Here is a 19,136-nt window from a genome sequence, read left to right as displayed (position 1 = left end):
TGATGTTCAGTTAATCAACAGCTAAACGTTGTTCACACTTACGAATATCTTCAGGCGTATCTACTTCAGGCGAATCAAATGCACTGATTGCAACCTTAATCTTGTGACCGTACTCAAGCGCTCGAAGTTGCTCTAATTTCTCTAAGTCTTCTAATCTACCTAGAGGAAGCTTTGCAAAAGCATTTACAAAACGGCGAGTGTAAGCATATACGCCTAAATGCTTGTATACAGGATAGTCGTCTGTATCTCGGCCAAACGGAATACAAGAACGAGAGAAATATAAGGCATTAAACTCATTGTCGAATACCATCTTCACGTGTAGTGGGTCGTCTCTTTCTTGCTTATCAATGATTTCAAAACCTAATGTCGCCATTTCAAACTCACCTGGGTGACGTTCAAACAAACTAATGATTTGTTCAATTGAAATAGGATCAATTAGCGGTTGATCACCTTGAAGGTTAATGACTAAATCGTCATTATCAAGACCCAATTGACTAATGGCATCATTGATACGGTCAGTACCCGACGCAGCTTCTGGGCTTGTCATGACGACTTGTCCACCAAATGATTCAACCGCTTCTTTGATACGGTCGTCATCTGTCGCAACGTAAATATTATCTAATCCTTTGGCTAATGATGCTCGCTCAAAAACGTGCTGGATCATTGGCTTACCATTAATAGGTGCTAGTGGTTTGCCAGGAAAACGGCTAGAACCATATCTAGCAGGGATTAAAAGGGTAACTTTCATTAAAAAACCTACTTATCATTATTCGATAAACAAAAGGGCTCAAAAGAGCCCTTAATTATAGCGAGGGGGGCTATTAAATACGACGGAAAAGTTTAGTCAGCATTTCGTCTGTTACTTTCTCTTCCCAGCCTTCGCCATAAACATTGTCCCATAATGGACCCATGCTCTTAGTTACAGCAACCATTTTAGCAATGGTTTCATCTGGTAAGTCTTTACAGATATTCTTAGGTAAAGTGATGTTGTGAACTTCCATCATTTTACGGAACTCTTTAACGCCTTCAGGGTAAAACTCTTCAAGTACGTCAAATGCTAAACAGTTACCTATACCGTGATGGTAACCCAACACGTAACCTAGACCATAAGATACCGCATGACATGCACCTACTTGGCTGTATGCGATGCTCATGCCACCCATGTATGAAGCCATCATGAGCTTGTCATCTTTTTCTTCATGATTGTCTAAGAACACTTCGCGGCATAAATCCATTGATTTTTCAGCAAATGCTTTAGCAAATTCATTTAAGTAAGTGCCTTCTAATGACTCAACACAATGGATATAACAATCCATGCCCGTGTAGAACCATTGATCAGTTGGTACACCAGCAATTAACTCTGAATCCATGATAATTTGGTCAAACACAGTGTAATCTGAGTTCAAACCTAACTTACGTACTGGACCACAAAGTACAGCTGTACGTGATGCTTCTGCACCAGTACCTGATACAGTTGGAATACCAATATGATGAATAGCAGGGTTCTTAATTAAATCCCAACCTTGGTATTCAGCACTACCGCCTTCATTGGTCAGCATAAGTGACACAGCTTTAGCTAAATCAAGTGTTGAACCACCACCTAAACCAATCACACTTACAGGTGCTTTCGAATTATATGCTTGAACTTGTGCGGTTAAGTCATCAACTTGTTTCGTTGTCGGCTCATCATCTACATTCACGTAGATTAATAAATCATGGTCCTTTGCAGGGACACGGCCTGCAAGTGGCTTATCTTGATGCACATCATCAACTAAAAAAACCACGAAATCGTTTGCTTCTTTACGCTCTTCTGCAAGTACGGCATCAAGTTGAGCAAAAGAACCGCGACCAAAAATCATTTTTGGCACACACTTAAAATTTTTGAAACTCATTACAACATTCTCCGTTGAGATTAGTACTGTAAAAAGTACTATTGAGCTATTACTTGCTTGGTAAGCTTTAGCTCAATAGAAAGAGTAGGATTAATTAAGCAAAAGCACGCTTGATGTTTTCAATACGTTGAGCAATTTCTTCTTCTGTCCAAGATAACTTGATTAACATAGAGATAGTACGGCTCATGATTGCATCAGACTTTGGCGTTTCCACTTTAGTGTAATCTGGACGATCTTGAATTAATGTGATCGGTAAAGCAGCTGGCGATTTAAGCTCTTGAATATGCTTCCAGTTGTTTAAGTAGTGCCAGTTGTTAACATACCAATAGAAACAACCATCAACGCCGTTTTCTGCTAACTTCTTGTTGATTTCAATTGTGCGCTCTTCGGTCGGCATTAAGAAGGTTAAGAAACCTGCTGAGTCACCTTCAGGATCTGGGATTTCACGGAATGTGACTTCAGGGATTTCGGCCATTGCATCTTTGATTAGCTTTTTATTAGTACGCTGGATATCAATAATTTTATCAAGCTTACGAAGCTGTGCCAGACCCATCGCTGAGTTCATTTCTGAGATGCGGAAGTTCAGTCCCATGATAGGGTGGCCTTCAGCGCCGCGATCATTACCAACATGGTCATGACCGTGATCTGAGAACATGTGCGCATGGTTATAGATGGTTTCATTGTTAGTCATGATAGCGCCGCCTTCACCACAGGTGATGGTTTTAACAGAATCAAAGGAATAACAACCAACATCACCGATTGTGCCTAATGCTTTACCTTTGTAGCTGCCGCCGATAGCTTGACATGCATCTTCAAGGATCACTAGGTTATGTTTTTTACATACCGCTAAAATTTCATCCATTTTAGCCATAGAACCACACATATGAACAAGGTTAATTGCTTTAGTGCGTGGAGTAATTGCAGCTTCAATGCCTTCTGGTGATAGACATAGTGTTTCATCAATTTCAGCGAAAATAGGTACGGCACCAGCCATAAATACTGCTTCTACAGATGCAACAAAAGTAAACGGTGGAACAATAACTTCGTCGCCTGCGCCAATACCTGCAGCAGCCATTGCCGTTTGTAATGCAGCGGTACCACTAGAAACAAGATGCGCATGTTTTGCGTTCATCTTTTCACAAAGAAGCGCTTCCATTTCACGTGTTTTCCAACGATCGTTACGCATGTGATCGAAGTTGTAGCGAAAGGTAAAACCGTTTTCCATCACGTCAGCGACTTCTTGCTTTTCCTCTGGTCCAAATAATTCAAAACCTGGCATGGAAATTATCTCCTAAAAATGCAGTGCGCGAGGTCGCGCTAAATAAACCCGAAGATTATAACTGTGTTAGGCAACTAAATGCATTAACAATATGACCTTATCTGAGCGAAGTAGGTGAGTTTACTTGCTCAAGAATGCATAAACAGCTAAACCTTCTCTATTTCGATTAATATTTAACCGACGTTATTAAAGATTGATGTTGTTCAATAATAGCTAAAGATGACAAATTTGAAGGGGTTTATTGAGTATCTAGCGATACGAGAGGGTTAAATACAAAGCAAACAAGTCCATATACCTATTATTGTAAATGTGTAAATGGACGTTAAGTTTACTCTATGATTGATTATTACTGGTTATTACGCTTTATTGTCAGCATGCTCACTTGATACCGTGACATCTAAATCAGTCAATAATCCATTATTAATGCCGTAAATCCAGCCGTGAATAGCCAGTTCTTGACCACGATCCCATGCATCTTGAACAATTGAGGTGCTACTTACATTGGCGACTTGTTCCATCACATTTAATTCGCACAATCTGTCGAATCGTTTTTCGTCATCAAGCTGCTCTAAATCGCTACGGTGAATACGATAAATATCTTTTAAATGTCCCAACCAGTTATCAATTAAACCAAAGCGCTCAGTAGTCATTGATGCTTTAACACCACCACAACCGTAATGACCTACCACCATGATATGTTTGACTTTTAGTACTTCAACCGCATATTGAATAACTGACAAACAGTTTAAGTCGGTGTGAATGACCATGTTAGCGATATTACGATGAACAAAGACTTCGCCTGGCATTAGGTCAATAATTTGATTTGATGGAACACGGCTATCAGAACAACCGATCCACAAATATTCAGGGCTCTGTTGTTGTGCTAGCTGTTTAAAGAATTCAGGGTCTTCTTCGTTAATGCGTTCGGCCCAGCGGCGGTTATTATCAAAAAGTGGTTTAAGTAATTTCATCGTGTTTGGTAGACCCTAATAAATAAAAGTATGCTAATTCAGATTCGTAAACTGTCTGATTAATATCATTTTTAGAGTATATCAGTATTTATTGTTATGCTGGTCTATCCATTCGTAATAGATTGAGAATACTGATTTAGAAATAGCGAACTCAGCCACTACAGCTGAGTTATTAAGCGCATTTTTCATTGATTGACGAGTGTGAGGCACAGCGTACAAGACTAACCGTTAGGTTAGCTTTCGAAAAAATTGATCAAATGTTGATTAAACATGGCAGCCTGTTCAACATTTGCTAAGTGGCCTGCTGCAGTAAGTTGTTTTAAGGTACTTCCTGTAATGCAATCCTGCATTAAGTAAGCTTCTAAAACTGTTCTTAACTTGTTTTGCTCGCCAACTAAAATGAGGCAAGGCAAAGTTAATTGCTCCGCTAACTCGAGTGTGTCTCGCTTGTATAGAAAAAGTGGCGCCATCAATACAAGCTCAGCAATGTTATTTGGGCTGAGATTTTGAAGCGCTTGAGAAAACCTTTCTGGAGTTAATGAGTTATTCGTGTTTGCATCACTGCTATTATCCGAATGAATCACCTCATTGTTATGGCTCTCAATTGCAAGATTAGCGAAATACTGCTCTGTAATAAGGTCAGCCATCTCTTTAGAGCAGCTTTGTTGTTGACTAATTTGATCAATCCATTGCTGATATTTGATGCAGTTAACTTGTGGCTCAAAACCAATAAAGCCGTTCGACATCACCATTTTTGTAACCGATGTGGGCGATATCAACGCCATCTCTGCGGCAATTGCACAACCTGAACCGTTAGCAACTAATCTGAACTGGTTAAGGCTAAGTGATGATAACAGTGATAAACATTGCTCAGCGATGGTGACCAGTGATGTTGTTCCCTTAGGCATTGGATCTGATTGACCATGTGACCATAAATCAATGGCGATACACCGATGTTGTGATTTAAGTGCATCGATTTGAGCTTGCCACATACTACTGTCTGTTAAAAAGCCATGAATGAATACAATAGGTTGTGAATCTGTATTGTGTTTATCACTATCTGAGTAATACATAGATTGGCCATCAATTGTGGCAGTTAAGTAATGTAGCGGCTTTGTCATGTGGTTCTCGATGTTTTTAGCGATAGTGTTTGATTATTTGAATACGGCCATGAGCAGCTATCGTTACTGGAATCAATAAACATTATCAATGTTTATTGATTTGGCGGCTGCGCAACGTAAAAAACATATTCTTCTACAAGTTCATCTAGTCTTTTAAGTAGCGCAGATTGTAAAGCGATTTCTGATTGAGACAAGAGCTGTCTTAAAGATTCTACCTGATAATGTGACATAAATTGCGACGATTCTGGATAATAACTTAAATGCCAAGGCTCTGGGCTAACACCACTCTTATTAGGCTGATACGGTAGGTAGAAACCAAACTCATGAGCATGTTGCGTTAACCAGCTGGCTAACTGAGCACATGGTCCATTGCCCGTATATTCATCCGTAATCAAAGCTAAGTCAGCTTTTTGGATATTGTTGGCATCAAATACATCGATATCAGTCCCCCAATGATGGCGGGAGGCACCAGGCAGGGCTGACCAGGTTAAAATACAATCTATGAGTTCATTTTCTGAAAGACATTTGCTATCAATAGCTTGGTTATTAATATCAAGCAGTACTCGTTTACCATTGGCTTTAGCATTCCAAATTGCCATTTGCCTATGAAAATCACGATAGGCGGAGCAGATTTGAATATTAATACCTGAATCTGCAGCATGCTTTTGTAACCGCTGAAAAGCTGCAGCTGTTTTTTGAGTTAGCAGAAACTGATCAATAGAGACAAGATGCTCAGCATCCAGCCCATAAAGAGCCGGATGAGCAATACTTTTGAGTGAAGAGGTTAGCAAAGGAGCTTTTCCAGAATAGACTCGTAACATTTGGCCAATAGTTCAAGATCTGAGATTTTTACACACTCATTCACCTTATGAATTGTCGCATTTACCGGGCCTAATTCAATAACTTGAGCACCAGTGGGGGCGATGAATCGGCCATCTGACGTACCACCTGAAGTTTGCGGGTCGGTTGCATAGCCTGTGACTTCAAAAATGGCGTCTTTCGTTGCGTCCAGCAATGGGCCATCGCCAGTAAGGAAAGGAAGACCATTAAATACCCAATCAATATCATAATCGAGCCCATGGGCATCAAGTATGTTTAGTACACGTTTGATTAATTCATCGGCTGTGACTTCAGTTGAGTATCTGAAGTTAAACATTACCTGTAAATCACCAGGGATAACATTAGATGCGCCTGTACCACCGTTAATATTTGCTATTTGGAAACTGGTTGGTGGGAAAAATTCATTACCGTTATCCCAATGCATTTGCGCGAGTTCAGCAAGTGCTGGTGAGGCTTTATGAATAGGGTTATCAGCAAGGTGAGGGTAGGCAACGTGTCCTTGAATCCCTTTCACCGTTAAATTTCCGGTTAAACTACCACGACGACCGTTTTTAACAACATCACCTAACTTATGAGTCGATGAAGGCTCACCAACAAGTGACCAAGTAATTTTTTCATTACGAGCTTCAAGGGTATCAATGACACGAGTTGTACCATTAATAAATGGACCTTCTTCGTCGCTGGTGATTAAAAAAGCTATGGAGCCATTATGATCTGGGTGTTTTGCCACAAAGCGTTCTGTAGCAATAACCATAGCTGCTAATGATCCTTTCATATCGGCTGCGCCGCGACCATGAACATAATCATCGATGACAGTTGGTTCAAATGGTGGGGTGTGCCATTTGTTTAAATCGCCTGTGGGAACAACATCAGTGTGTCCAGCAAAACAAAAAACGGGGCTTTTAGTGCCTTTTCTTGCCCACATGTTGGTGGTGTCTTCAAATACCATTGATTCAATGTTGAAACCAACAGCAGATAACCTATCAGCCATCAAAGTTTGACAGCCTTCATCAAGTGGGGTTACTGAAGGGCGTGCGAGTAAATCTTTAGTGAGCTCAAGTACGTCCTGGGTCATTAGTTAAACCACGCTTGATAGTCTGCAGCTTTGAAACCGATTAATATTTTATTATTTGTTATTAATACAGGACGTTTAATTAGCGTTGGAAACTCCAGCATCAGCTCGAGCGCCTTTTTCTGATCAATATCAGCTTTTTGATCATCGGTTAAATTTCGAAAACTTGTGCTACGTTTATTAAACAGTAGCTTCCAATCACTTAACTCAAACCACTGGTTGATAATATCAGCTGTGATGCCATCTTCGCGAAAGTCATGGAAGGTGAATGGCTGATTTTCTGCTTCTAGCCATTTACGTGCTTTACGCACTGTATCGCAGTTTTTAATACCATAAATAACACTGTTGCTCATGGGGTAATGTATTCCTTGAATTAAGTTATTGTTACGCACTGCAGTTATTGCTTTTCATCTATAGCTGAATATTGCACTGCGCTCTGTTCAATGATGGGTTAAAGCAAGCCTGTTTTTAGCTATTACCCATATCTACAATGTAAATCGAATTTAAAGCTCAACGGTAAAAATGACACTTTTACCAGCTGTTACAGGACCTTGAGCTTTCACTAAGTATTGAATATCTTCCATGTTGGCAAGCACAACTGGGGTAAGTAGACTCTCTACTTGATCGGTTAAGTAGTCTAAATCGAATTGTAAAATTGGATCGCCAACTTTAACTTGTTGTCCTTCTTCAGCGAGTCGCTTAAAGCCATTGCCTCTAAGCTCTACTGTGCCGACACCAAAATGAACAAATAATTCGAGCCCCTGAGGGGACTCAATACTGAAAGCATGATTAGTTTCAAAAATTTTGCCAATGGTGCCATCAATAGGGGCTAGAATTAGCTCGCCTGTTGGGTTAATTGCTAATCCATCACCGACAATCTTTTCAGCGAATACTACGTCGGGTACTTTTTCAATGTCTACTAGGTCGCCAGAAACAGGCGCAAAAATTTCAATGCCGCCAGTTAAGGTCGGCTGCCCAGATATAAGTCGGCGAATACGGCTTAAAAATCCCATGAGATATAGCCTCTTTTTGTAATGTTATTATGGTTTTATTCTAGTGCTGTCTGATTTTTTTATAAACAATAATTATTATTTTCAAGTAAATTAGTCAAATTAGCTGAATAATTGATTAAGTTGTTCAATATGGCTAAACCCTAATGCTTGTTGGGCTTGCTGATAAAATTGTTGGTATTGACCATTACAAATGGTCGCTTTTACATCCAATAAGCTGGCAGTATTAACACTGAGCTCATCAATTCCTAGACCGACGAGTAAACTAATTAATTTCGTGTCGCTGGCTAATTCGCCGCAAAGGCACACTTTTGTTTGGTGTATTTTACAGATGTCTACAGCCATTTTTATGAACTTTATCATTGCTGGAGAAACTGGAGGATAATCATTAACTAGTACAGGATTACCGCGATCAGCTGCTAGAGTATATTGGGTTAAGTCATTACTACCGATACTAACAAAATCAAGTCGTGGCAGTAGATGCGGTAAATTTAACACTGCTGCTGGTGTTTCAACCATGATGCCGATATTAAGATCACCAAAGCCTTTTTCTTCTTCAATTAACTGTTGTTTGCACCAATCAATTAATTCTAGCGCGAACTCCAACTCTTCAATTTGATTAACCATTGGGAATAGTAATCGGATACGTCCATGATTCGCTGCGCGAAGTACTGCTTTAATTTGAGTCGTAAAAAGGTGTTGGTGTTGTAAGCTATACCGAATACCACGTACGCCTAATGCCGGGTTATCTTCATATTGTTGAGTAAGGCAAGGGATTTCTTTGTCCGCTCCGATATCAAAGGTACGTATGGTAAGGACCTTGCCATTTAAGCTATGTAATGCATCGCAGTATTGTTTGAACTGCTGCTTTTCATCTGGAACTGAGTCGACTTGCATAAGTAAAAACTCAGTCCTAAATAACCCAACTCCAGCAGCGCCAATGCGCTCTATCTGAGTGAAATCACTCATGCTACTTACGTTGGCAAGCAAACAGACAGGATGGCCGTCACGGGTGACACTGGGTTTATCGACATAATGTAACAGTGCTTCTCGGCGTTCTTTTTCTGCGGTGGCTTTTTGCTCTAGTTGCAGCTGTGTTTCAGCAACGGGATTAACATGCAATTCACCACTAAAGGCGTCTAAAATTAGCGGGGCACCATCTTGAATGTCATAGTCATCGAATTGACAACTTAATAACGCAGGTATCCCAGCAGCTTTGGCCAAAATAGCGGTGTGGCTAGTGAGCCCGCCAGTTTTGAGCACAATGCCTTTTATTTTGTTAAGCGGAATGGTGGCAAATTCTGCAGGTGTTATATCCTCAGCTAACAAAATACTATTATCAGTGAGTTTTGATACATCCCATTGAAGCGTACCATTGACGGCAGACATTAATCGCTTACCTAAACAAATTACATCATTACTACGGTTAGCGAGATAAGGATCCTCTAGCTTGGCTAGCTCTTCAGCATGTTGCGCAAAAATCCGTTCAATGGAGACAACGGCAGAGAAACGAAATCGAGTAATATATTGGGTGAGTTCATCAGCTAAATCTTCATCTTCTAATAGCATGATATCAGCATCAATTAGATGAAAATGGTCGCTTTCAGTATCAAGGTTAACTTGGCAATGCTTGAGGTGTTTTGCCAAAAAGTCTATGGCTTTAATGGCTTTGTCACATTCACTTTTAATTGACGCAACAGGCAGTAATCGGTAATCAACATGTTGATGATGCAAATTGATATGAACTGCTTGTCCAAAAGCAATTCCTGGTGACGCTACGATTCCTGTTAAAGCCATAAACTATCCTGTTAACTGAGTGTAATTAGCAATTCAGACACGGTTTCTACCGCTTTTTCTGCCTGTTCTCCTTCAGCAAATACCTTAACCGACTGGCCTTGATATAAGCCAAGAGTTTGCAATTTAAATAGACTTTTGGCGCTTGCTTGTTTTCCATTACATTCGACAATGACGTCACAGTCAAAGTTTTTTGCTGCTTTGACTAATAATGCAGCAGGTCGTGTGTGAATTCCGTGAGGGGCAATAATGGTAACAGTCTTTTCGTACATCAACAGGTAACTCTTAATAATGGGCTTGCGAAGCATGATACCGCAAAGCTTTTTAGGCTGACAGAGACTTTACGTGTTAAGGCTTATTTGAAGATGAATTTTGCGAGGTCATTTAGGAGAGCGACAAAGAGATATATCAGCATTAACGCCACAAGGTGGCGCCTGCTGGTATAGAAAGGTGATTTATTTTTCACTAATACGTTTGGCTTTAGTTGTCATGACATTAGCTGGTTTTAAATTGACCTAGTGTCTCAGTAACAGTTTGGCTAATCGTTTGTAATGATTGCGCTGCTTCAGAGTTTGTTTCATTGGTTTTTACAGCTATTTCGGTCAATTCAGAAATTCGGGTAATGTTGCGGTTTATTTCTTCAGTGACTTGAGATTGCTCTTCTGTTGCACTGGCAAGCTGAGTATTCATGTCACTGATATTAGCAATAACGGCGAGTATCTCAGTCATGGCATCTTGTGACTGTAACGCCTTAGATTGCAATTGAATCGATTGTTCCTGGGTTTCAGTATTACTTTTGATAACAGACTCAACGCCGTTATGAATATCAGTAATGATTTTATTAATTTCATTGGTAGATGCTTGGGTACGTGTTGCTAACGCTCTTACTTCGTCAGCAACGACAGCAAAACCTCGGCCATATTCACCTGCTCGTGCGGCTTCAATTGCTGCATTTAGTGCTAATAAGTTGGTTTGATCTGCAATACCACCAATGGTATCTAGTATTGTACTAATTTCTACAGAAGACTTGCCTAGGTCATGGGTGGCGCTTTCTGCGTTTTTCAACTCATTTACTAACTGATCTGTTTCATGCACAGTCTGCTGCATAAATGCGTGTGATTGCTCGGCTTGTTGTTTAACATTGTTAGCACCATCAGCGGCTTGATAGGTGTTTTGCGCCATATCATGGGTAGTGGCTAACATTTCATTAACCGCAGTAGCAACACTTTGAGTTTCACTATGGATCAACTCAGAGCTTTGATTCGACTCTTCTACAGCCACTAATAAATGTTGTGCATCATTATCTAGATCACGGCCAAGTGGTTTTAAATCCGACACCATGGCTGAAATTTTGATCACAAAGTCATTGAACGCATCGGCCATTTTAGCCACTTCATCCTTACCACTGTTATCAAGTCGCTGTGACAAATCGCCTTCACCTTTAGCAATATTCTCCATTGCTGCAATTGCTGCATTAATCGGGGAAGTAATCGATACATTCAGCAATAAGAAGAAAGTAAAGATAGGAATAGAAATCAACATCATAATAATCAGATAGTTGATAACAACACTTCCCATGCTATCCATGACGTCGGTCGCACTGGCATGGGCGATAATAGTCCAGCCCCATTCTGGGTAGAACTGGGCGCCTGCGAGAATAGTTTCAACGCCAGATGTTGATGCAATATTATCTTTATATTCAACGTGACTTGTCGTTGTCGATTTAGCTAGTCTGGTAAGTTGCGCAAACGGTTTACTGCCATCAGCGGCAATATATTGCTCAAAAGAGCGGCCTTCTAGGTTTGGACTTTCAGGAAAGCTAATAATGACATTTTGATCATTGATAACAATATAAGCGTCATTAGAGCCATAACGCAGTTGAGAAATAATATTAAGAATGTCTTGTTGTTGCTGTTGGTCAGCAGATTGGGGCAAATCAGCTGATAGCGCGCTAAGCATTGAGGTAGCGGTGCTAACTTGCGCAGCAATTTGAACTTGCTTCTGTGCAATTAAATTATTGTATTGTTCGTTAATTGAAAAGCTGGCAAAGCAAACGGTTCCTATTGCTGCCAGGGCGAGCATTATGATCAGGCGCTTTAAGATAGTTAACTGTCTGAGGAAAGCGATCATGTTCGTCCTTAAAGAGAGTAAGTTCAATGTATTGCGCAAATATAGACAGAAACAGTTCCAGAAAGAACTGTTTAATAGTTGATATGTGATCTATTGAAAGGTTTTTACAAAAAGATACATATGTTGAGTAGAGTTGGCCCACAAATAAACGGCAAAGAATATACGCAATATCAGCTTGTTAGTGTAACGCTTGTTAGCTTGATTGTTTATTTTTGATAATGAGATGTTTAGTCTTTGATTTATTACTCGTTAAGCCTCAGAATGAGGGAAAAGTAAAAACTAGGTATACATTGCTATGGATTCAGTTCAAGTTGTTACAACAGATGATATTTTACTCAAATTATGTCACTCGGTTTCCCACGTTCTTTCAAGCACTAGCGACAGTCAAGTTACCCATGCCGGTATGGTGCAAAACATTACACGTACATGTTTAAAGCCTGATTTAGGGTGTTTTTCAATTTTTGATGGCGGGTTTTCTGGTTTAGTGGTGATTAACTTTTCCAAAGAAGCTGCAATAGAAATATACCGTCGATACATGATAAATATGGGGATGCCAGAGTCAGAGCTTGCTTTCTCACACACCTCTGATGACGTTGGTAATGTCATGGGGGAGTTAATGAATCAAATATTAGGTGATTTCATTAAAACTGTGTCTAAAGAATTACAAACATCTATCAGTCAAAGTCAGCCGAAAATGTTGACCATTAATAAAGAGTTAACTATATCGATTGATACTAATTTAGATGAAGCAGTATCAAGAAGAGTGTCGTTCAAAACGGCAGATAATCATATCTTTTACTTAGAATTTGCGATGGATAAAACTGAATTCATTAAATTAAAAGAGTTTGAATTAGATGAAGAATTTGACCCAGACTCATTAATTGAAGCCCACAGAAATACACAAGGCGAAGCTGATAAATCAACTGCAAAAAAAGACCCAGCAGTCGTGGTTGCTGATGATGCTGACGACTTACTGAGTGAGTTAGGATTATAAAAGAAATTAAACGGTGAAAAGAAGCGTTATTTTAGGTATAAACAATACGTGAGTATCTAAAATAACTATAAAAAGGCCTGATGCAAAATGACATCTAAAGCTACCTCAATTGATATCGCATACCGTGCTGGCGTATCTCAATCTACTGTTTCTAGAGCGTTGAGAAATAGTCCACTTGTAAACTTGGAAACGCGGCAACGCATTCAAGCTATTGCCAAAGAGTTAAATTACAAAGTCGATAAAAACGCCAGTAATCTTCGTACCCAAAATAGCCATACTTTAGCGCTGTTAATTTGTGAAGATCCACAAACGATGAGTCGTTAATTAATCCTTTCTTTTTATCTATGCTCGGTTCAATCACCCGTGCAACTGCACAGCAAGGGTATGACTTACTCGTTTCATTTCAACAGCTTTCGAGTGATTGGCATGCAGATTACGAAGACAGTAATAAAGCTGATGGGATTATTTTATTAGGTTACGGAGACTACGTAGACTATGAACATAAGCTGCAAAAGTTATTAGAACAAAATACCCACTTTATTATTTGGGGGGCAGAACATAATAACAAAGAAGTGCTGTCCATCGGTTGTGATAATCACCAAGGTGGTGTTATCGCCACAGAGCACATTCTCTCATTAAACTTAAAGAATATTGCCTTTTTAGGTGATGCATCAGAGCATAGCCCTGAGTTTCGAGACCGTTATTTAGGTCATGCCGAAGCGCTAAAAAAAGCGGGTATTAAACTCAATAAAAAATGTCAATTTGATGCCATTAGCACTGAAAGCTCAGGTTTTGATGCTGCAATGAAATTATTAGATAGCGGGCATCAATTCGATTCAATCTTTGCTGCCAGTGATTTAATCGCCATTGGTGCAATAAGAGCACTTAAACAGCGTGGCGTTAATGTACCAGAAGATATTGCTGTTGTTGGTTATGATGACATTCCCGTTGCAAGTTTTGCAAACCCTGCGCTCACTACGGTCAAACAAAATACTAAACTGGCAGGTGAAATTTTAGTTGAAAGTCTTTTGAAATTAATTCGTGGTAAGGACGTTGGACCGCAATTAATTCCGACTAATTTAGTGGTTAGGCAGTCGTGCGGTGGCGTTGATAATTCGTAACAAATAATGACTTTGGTTTATGTTAGCCACCTTATGTTAGCCACCTTATGTTATTCAAAGTGCGGTAATCAGTGCCGCATTTTGTTTTAGTGACATTTGCCACGTTAATGACTATCGCTTAAGTCTTTGTTTCTTGTGTAAGTCCGTTTTATATCAGTCATTATGGAAAATGCTTTGTAATTTATGAAGGAATTAACCCGATTTAATCGATGTGCATTCGTTTTACTCACAAAATTTAGTAAAATAAGTTTGTTAGGCATTACAGCGCTGTTTTGGCATACCCATGTGTATAGCCAAGATCTTGAACCTCGCAGTTATACCAATATTCCTATCGACATGCATTTTCTAGCCCTGGGCTATCTGCACTCAGAAGGGGCCTTATCGCCATCACCTTCAGTTCCACTCAAAGATGCACATTTAACGTTAGATGCTGCCGTGCTTGGTTATGCGCACTCATTTGCGCTAGCGGGTAGTTCATCAAAATTTGATATGTCCTTATCTCGTATTTGTATGGCAGGCACAGCGAATTATAAAAACGATATTGTTGAAGCTGACAGATGTGGGTATGGCGATCCTAAAATGCGTCTGACTTGGAACTTTTATGGTGCACAAGCTTTACAACGAAAAGATTTTGCTAAATCTAAAGATGGATTAGTTGTTGGCTCAAGTTTGCAACTTAGCTTGCCATTAGGAACCTATGATGAAGATAAACTGATCAACGCTGGTGCCAATCAATGGGTATTTAGACCAGGAATAGGGATGTCGTACCGAGTGGGTAATTGGTATTACGATGCCATGACGTCAATTCGAATTTATAGTGATAATGATGAGTTTTACAATCAAGTGTCACTTGAGAAACAAGCACAATACACGTTTCAAGCTCATGTCATATACAGTATTGGACCAGGACAATGGGTGTCATTGAGTGGAAATTACTTTGTTGGCGGAGAAACCAGCAAAAATGGAATTGACGCTGATGATGCTGAGGACAATTCTCGTTTTGGTTTGACGTATTCACTTGCCTTTAATCAACATCATAGTATGAAGCTTTATGCCAGTACGGGCGTGATCACACGCATAGGGAATGATTTCGATACACTGGGATTAGTCTGGCAATACGCTTTTTAATCGCTTTGTCGAAAGTAAAACGTCGACTTGAGCTATCGTTAAGCAATATTAAGCTTAGATTTTTACCTTAAAAATACGATTAACATCATTAATCGCAACCCGATTAGTCAAAACGAAAACATTGACGACAAACAAGGACGAGATATGGCTGGCGCAAGTTTATTAATGTTATTGGATGACATTGCTGCAATTTTGGATGATGTTGCTGCTATGAGTAAAGTTGCTGCCAGAAAAACTGCAGGTGTATTGGGAGACGATTTAGCGCTAAATGCTCAGCAAGTGTCAGGAGTTGCCTCTGAACGTGAATTACCTGTTGTGTGGGCCGTTGCTAAGGGCTCTTTTCTCAATAAATTAATTCTTGTTCCAGCAGCTTTATTAATCAGTGCTTTTATTCCTTGGGCAATAACACCGCTGCTCATGTTTGGTGGGTTATTTTTATGCTTTGAAGGATTTGAAAAAGTCCATCATTGGTATGTTCATCGTAAAGATAGGCAAACTGACTTGTCAGAGCAGGCTGTTGTTGAAAAATCAGTAGAAGATATTGCGGCTTTTGAAAAGATAAAAGTGAAGGGGGCAATTAGAACTGATTTTGTATTATCAGCAGAGATCATTGCGATTAGCTTGGGTGTTGTGGCTCAAAGCAGTTTGTTAAGTCAGTTTTTAACCTTAAGTGTGATTGCGATTATTATGACTGTTGGCGTTTATGGATTAGTAGCAGGCATTGTTAAGATTGATGATTTAGGGTTGTACTTAACAAAACGACAAGGCAAAGGGGCCTTAGTTGCTTTTTGGCATAAGCTTGGTTTTGGTCTATTAACCTCTGCACCGTACTTAATGAAAGGACTAACAATTGTCGGCACGATAGCAATGTTCATGGTAGGTGGAGGTATTCTGACACATGGTATTCATCAAGTTAGCGGTTTAATTACACAAACAGCGCTATGGATTGCTGAAGTCGAATATGTGGGCTATGTACTGGCATTTATAACTCCAAGCATACTCAATGCGATTTTTGGTTTGATTGCCGGTGCCATTGCCGTATCGATATTTTCTTTATTTGCTAAACTAAAGCAAGGACAATAAACGACAAAACGCTTAGGTATTCGCTAGGTTTGTTTTAGCAAACTCCAAAATAAAAATGCCACTCATTGAGTGGCATTTTTCGATTTGTGGGTGTTGAACTGAAGATTTTGAATTTTCTGAATTCAATAACTCATTCTTTTAGCGATAGTTAATAATTTGCTTTAAACGCAAGCCATCTATCTAAATCTACAAGTTATTCAGCCAGTTTATCCGCAACAACAGGATAGAAATCCCATACTGCTTTATCAGTCATCGAGCGAACTAACTTAACGTATTCAGCATGTGTCCACGCAAGTGGTGTTGCTGAGTTAGTGCCTTGACCCATCGCGTAGTTATAACGAGTTGGATTACCAACACCATCCCAAGCTTGTTCTGGCAACATTAAGCCTTCATTGGCAAATGTTTCCATACCTTGAACGTAGGTATTAATTAATTGCTGGTGGACTTCTGGCGTTAAACTATCGGTCGATTTGGCAAGTGCCAACTCATAATGACCACGTTCACCGGTAAAGAATGGCCATACTCTGCCTCGTTGATCGGCGGTATTACCTTGCTCAGCATAGCTGAAACCAGTTGTGATATCTTCGCCATAACCATCATTACCATATCGACGGTAACCCGGAATTTTGCTGCCATCTTTGGCAGTAAATTCATATTTAACACGAAGGTTATGCTCAAGAGTTGTATCGTCAATCAGCATGACGCTGTTCTGAATGATACCATCTGTAGCATCTTTAACTCCGTAACGAACTAATTCAAGAAAACCGCCGTCTAGAATCTGGCGCTGATCTAACCCTGGCTTACCATTATTATCCAGTAATTTATCAGCATTATTTGGGTTTCCGTTTGGACTGATACGCACATAGTAAGGTTTACCTTCTTTGGCAAGTTCGCCATTGTTAGTTACCATAGTGGTTTCAAGGCTTGCTTCTAGTTCTTTGGCTAACGTTAGATATTCACCTGCTTTTTCATCGTTAACTAGTTGGGCAATATCACTGGCTGCCACTAATCCTGCAATGACTGCTGCAGTTGTCGAAGGTGAGAATCCCGCTTGTTCTTCCCAGCGCTCTTGTTGGGTACTTGGCGGGGTTATTTCAGTATCGTTCCAGTCTAATTTAACTTTACCGCCAGTGACTAAAAAGTCTGCAGCGGGTTTTAACATGTCTTGGTACCACTGAGTGATTTCTGCATCACTTAATACGCCAGCTTGCCATAACTTCCACCCCAACATAATTGGCATAGCCGTTTGGTCTAACTGCACGCCCACCCATTCAATTTGACCGTCAACATGCGTTTTTTGTAAGAACCAACCAGGCGTGCCAACATATTCAGGTGTTTGCTGACTAACTTGCACTTTTTTCAAGTATTCAAAAGCCACTTTTGGCGTTTCAAGATCGCCCATAGCAAGAAAGGCCATTGCACATTGATAAAAGTCACGTGGCCAAACTGCTTTATAGCCTGTACTACCGACTTTAGCTGAGACTGAGTCACCCCATGGGTTTGATAGCGAAGCAATTAATGCTCCGGCATGGGTTTTATCTTCTTGCGCTTTTAGCACTAACGCACTGGTATAAAGTAATTTGCCATCATCAGTAGTATTGCTGCTCATGGCATTAAGTGCGGGTAAGCCTGTTAAGTAGTCTTTCCAGCCAAGGTGTTTATCATCACCTAAATAAGCACTTAATACTTTGTCGTAACCTGCAGAAAGCGTGGCTTCAACATTAGCTAAGCTTTGGGCTTTGTCTGCACCAAAACCAATAGCCACATTCATTTCTATGGTGTTTTCACCAGTGGCTTTGTTGAGCGTCTTGTACTGAGCAGTTAACGCAACGTTACCGACAGTTTCTGATGCTTTACTGGTAGATTGATAGATGTTGTCCAGTACGCCATTATCTGCCAAATCTACTAAGCCGTCTGACTGACCAACAAAACCTGCTGAAGCTTTTGTAAAGGCTACATCGGATTTAATCGTCATCACAGATGAGTCTTTAGCATTGGTGTAAGCAACAAGTGCTTGTTCTTCAATACTCGCAATATCGTTAGCACCGCTATTATCTACATGCGGGTTGGCGTATAAATGCGGGGTTATTCCATCAGCAAAAGCGGTAAAAATAACCTTCATCATCATACTGTCACGGTTTGGATCAGTGAAAAAATGTTTTTCTATCTGATATTGACCGTTTTTAGCTTTATTAATGACTTTGTATGCCAATGAAAGCGGGCGACCTTGTTCATCCAGATGTAGGTATTCGATGGTGCTGATCGTGTCATCTTTTTCTGTATCGACAAACCCTTCACCAGTGATGATAAATTGCATTTCTTTTAGTTGTGCATTGTGGATCATGCCATACATGGTTTCGGTTAAGATCCCTTGTGCGAGTGAAAACCACACTTTGCTGACAGGGTTCTCAGCTGTTCCTTGGTACTGACCGTCAATGTACGGCTCATAAGATGTACCGATACCTGTCTTACCAGAAAAAGCCCATGTAGGCGCAGCACCTGGCGCGCCTGGTGCTATTTGCACTTGAGTCACTGCTGTACTGGTGTCTGTTGATGTTGGAACATCTTTGTTGGCTGTTGTTTCTGAACAAGCCGATAAAGCAAAAATAGAGGCACCAATCATTGCAATATTGATCGCACTTGCCAGTGTAGATTTTTTATAACTGTTAATGCTTTTACCCATCATGTGTAACTTTCCCCA

General features: G+C 40.1%; 16 protein-coding genes and 1 pseudogene. 4 read left to right on the top strand and 13 right to left on the bottom strand.

Going from position 1 to position 19,136, the window contains the following annotated elements; genetic code table 11:
• Positions 1 to 10: 10 nt before the first annotated feature.
• The 12 genes from kdsB to ACGEDC_RS19770 all read right to left on the bottom strand — a co-directional run bounded on the left by kdsB (position 11) and on the right by ACGEDC_RS19770 (position 12,109).
• Positions 11 to 748 (bottom strand): 8-amino-3,8-dideoxy-manno-octulosonate cytidylyltransferase KdsB, encoded by a 738-nt coding sequence (gene kdsB, locus ACGEDC_RS19825; protein WP_394495296.1) that lies wholly within the window; start codon positions 746 to 748, stop codon positions 11 to 13.
• Positions 749 to 821: 73 nt separating this feature from the next.
• The gene (gene kdnB / locus ACGEDC_RS19820) at positions 822 to 1,892 is read right to left on the bottom strand and encodes a 3-deoxy-alpha-D-manno-octulosonate 8-oxidase KdnB (RefSeq protein WP_394495295.1); all 1,071 of its coding nucleotides are present in this window, start codon (positions 1,890 to 1,892) and stop codon (positions 822 to 824) included.
• Positions 1,893 to 1,986: 94 nt separating this feature from the next.
• Positions 1,987 to 3,171, bottom strand: coding sequence for an 8-amino-3,8-dideoxy-alpha-D-manno-octulosonate transaminase KdnA (kdnA, locus tag ACGEDC_RS19815; protein ID WP_055025997.1), 1,185 nt, complete (start codon positions 3,169 to 3,171; stop codon positions 1,987 to 1,989).
• Between the two features lie 356 nt (positions 3,172 to 3,527).
• Positions 3,528 to 4,142 (bottom strand): carbonate dehydratase, encoded by a 615-nt coding sequence (can, locus tag ACGEDC_RS19810; protein WP_055025998.1) that lies wholly within the window; start codon positions 4,140 to 4,142, stop codon positions 3,528 to 3,530.
• 233 nt (positions 4,143 to 4,375) lie between these two features.
• Entirely contained in the window at positions 4,376 to 5,263 is an 888-nt protein-coding gene (locus ACGEDC_RS19805; protein WP_394495294.1) for an alpha/beta fold hydrolase, read from the bottom strand.
• A gap of 92 nt (positions 5,264 to 5,355) precedes the next feature.
• On the bottom strand, positions 5,356 to 6,054 hold the full coding sequence (locus ACGEDC_RS19800) for a M15 family metallopeptidase (RefSeq protein WP_394495293.1): 699 nt from the start codon (positions 6,052 to 6,054) through the stop codon (positions 5,356 to 5,358).
• Complete coding sequence (gene dapE / locus ACGEDC_RS19795; protein WP_192022773.1) at positions 6,048 to 7,178, bottom strand: succinyl-diaminopimelate desuccinylase; 1,131 nt, start codon at positions 7,176 to 7,178, stop codon at positions 6,048 to 6,050. Before dapE ends, ACGEDC_RS19800 begins: the two co-directional genes overlap by 7 nt.
• The gene (locus ACGEDC_RS19790) at positions 7,178 to 7,528 is read right to left on the bottom strand and encodes an arsenate reductase (RefSeq protein ID WP_394495291.1); all 351 of its coding nucleotides are present in this window, start codon (positions 7,526 to 7,528) and stop codon (positions 7,178 to 7,180) included. The genes dapE and ACGEDC_RS19790 overlap by 1 nt, the downstream gene beginning before the upstream one ends.
• Positions 7,529 to 7,678: 150 nt before the next feature.
• Complete coding sequence (crr, locus tag ACGEDC_RS19785; RefSeq protein WP_065107979.1) at positions 7,679 to 8,188, bottom strand: PTS glucose transporter subunit IIA; 510 nt, start codon at positions 8,186 to 8,188, stop codon at positions 7,679 to 7,681.
• A gap of 99 nt (positions 8,189 to 8,287) precedes the next feature.
• A complete protein-coding gene (gene ptsP, locus ACGEDC_RS19780; protein ID WP_394495288.1) occupies positions 8,288 to 9,982 on the bottom strand; it encodes a phosphoenolpyruvate--protein phosphotransferase in 1,695 nt (564 codons plus the stop codon).
• A gap of 11 nt (positions 9,983 to 9,993) precedes the next feature.
• A complete protein-coding gene (locus ACGEDC_RS19775) occupies positions 9,994 to 10,251 on the bottom strand; it encodes an HPr family phosphocarrier protein (RefSeq protein ID WP_055026005.1) in 258 nt (85 codons plus the stop codon).
• Between the two features lie 223 nt (positions 10,252 to 10,474).
• On the bottom strand, positions 10,475 to 12,109 hold the full coding sequence (locus ACGEDC_RS19770; RefSeq protein WP_394495286.1) for a methyl-accepting chemotaxis protein: 1,635 nt from the start codon (positions 12,107 to 12,109) through the stop codon (positions 10,475 to 10,477).
• Positions 12,110 to 12,404: 295 nt separating this feature from the next.
• On the opposite strand from ACGEDC_RS19770, the gene ACGEDC_RS19765 reads away from it, so the two are divergent.
• The 4 genes and pseudogenes from ACGEDC_RS19765 to ACGEDC_RS19750 all read left to right on the top strand — a co-directional run bounded on the left by ACGEDC_RS19765 (position 12,405) and on the right by ACGEDC_RS19750 (position 16,435).
• Entirely contained in the window at positions 12,405 to 13,103 is a 699-nt protein-coding gene (locus ACGEDC_RS19765; protein WP_055026007.1) for a DUF3334 family protein, read from the top strand.
• Positions 13,104 to 13,190: 87 nt separating this feature from the next.
• Positions 13,191 to 14,224 (top strand): annotated as a pseudogene (locus tag ACGEDC_RS19760) (LacI family DNA-binding transcriptional regulator).
• 249 nt (positions 14,225 to 14,473) lie between these two features.
• Positions 14,474 to 15,352 carry a transporter gene (locus ACGEDC_RS19755; protein WP_394495283.1) on the top strand — a complete coding sequence of 293 codons (879 nt, stop codon included), beginning with the start codon at positions 14,474 to 14,476 and terminating at the stop codon, positions 15,350 to 15,352.
• Between the two features lie 144 nt (positions 15,353 to 15,496).
• Positions 15,497 to 16,435, top strand: coding sequence for a DUF808 domain-containing protein (locus ACGEDC_RS19750; protein WP_394495281.1), 939 nt, complete (start codon positions 15,497 to 15,499; stop codon positions 16,433 to 16,435).
• Positions 16,436 to 16,628: 193 nt separating this feature from the next.
• Here the strand turns inward: ACGEDC_RS19750 and ACGEDC_RS19745 are convergent, their stop codons facing one another.
• A complete protein-coding gene (locus ACGEDC_RS19745) occupies positions 16,629 to 19,121 on the bottom strand; it encodes a glycoside hydrolase family 15 protein (RefSeq protein WP_394495279.1) in 2,493 nt (830 codons plus the stop codon).
• Positions 19,122 to 19,136: the final 15 nt, after the last annotated feature.

Source organism: Shewanella sp. ENK2 (assembly GCF_043568515.1).
GTDB lineage: Bacteria > Pseudomonadota > Gammaproteobacteria > Enterobacterales > Shewanellaceae > Shewanella > Shewanella japonica.
This window is presented reverse-complemented; position numbering and strand designations above follow the sequence as displayed.

Coding starts and splice junctions, on each gene's coding strand:
- kdsB (WP_394495296.1), bottom strand. CDS start 748: ATGAAAGTTACCCTTTTAATCCCTGCTAGATATGGTTCTAGCCGTTTT.
- kdnB (WP_394495295.1), bottom strand. CDS start 1,892: ATGAGTTTCAAAAATTTTAAGTGTGTGCCAAAAATGATTTTTGGTCGC.
- kdnA (WP_055025997.1), bottom strand. CDS start 3,171: ATGCCAGGTTTTGAATTATTTGGACCAGAGGAAAAGCAAGAAGTCGCT.
- can (WP_055025998.1), bottom strand. CDS start 4,142: ATGAAATTACTTAAACCACTTTTTGATAATAACCGCCGCTGGGCCGAA.
- ACGEDC_RS19805 (WP_394495294.1), bottom strand. CDS start 5,263: ATGACAAAGCCGCTACATTACTTAACTGCCACAATTGATGGCCAATCT.
- dapE (WP_192022773.1), bottom strand. CDS start 7,178: ATGACCCAGGACGTACTTGAGCTCACTAAAGATTTACTCGCACGCCCT.
- ACGEDC_RS19790 (WP_394495291.1), bottom strand. CDS start 7,528: ATGAGCAACAGTGTTATTTATGGTATTAAAAACTGCGATACAGTGCGT.
- crr (WP_065107979.1), bottom strand. CDS start 8,188: ATGGGATTTTTAAGCCGTATTCGCCGACTTATATCTGGGCAGCCGACC.
- ptsP (WP_394495288.1), bottom strand. CDS start 9,982: ATGGCTTTAACAGGAATCGTAGCGTCACCAGGAATTGCTTTTGGACAA.
- ACGEDC_RS19775 (WP_055026005.1), bottom strand. CDS start 10,251: ATGTACGAAAAGACTGTTACCATTATTGCCCCTCACGGAATTCACACA.
- ACGEDC_RS19770 (WP_394495286.1), bottom strand. CDS start 12,109: ATGATCGCTTTCCTCAGACAGTTAACTATCTTAAAGCGCCTGATCATA.
- ACGEDC_RS19765 (WP_055026007.1), top strand. CDS start 12,405: ATGGATTCAGTTCAAGTTGTTACAACAGATGATATTTTACTCAAATTA.
- ACGEDC_RS19750 (WP_394495281.1), top strand. CDS start 15,497: ATGGCTGGCGCAAGTTTATTAATGTTATTGGATGACATTGCTGCAATT.
- ACGEDC_RS19745 (WP_394495279.1), bottom strand. CDS start 19,121: ATGATGGGTAAAAGCATTAACAGTTATAAAAAATCTACACTGGCAAGT.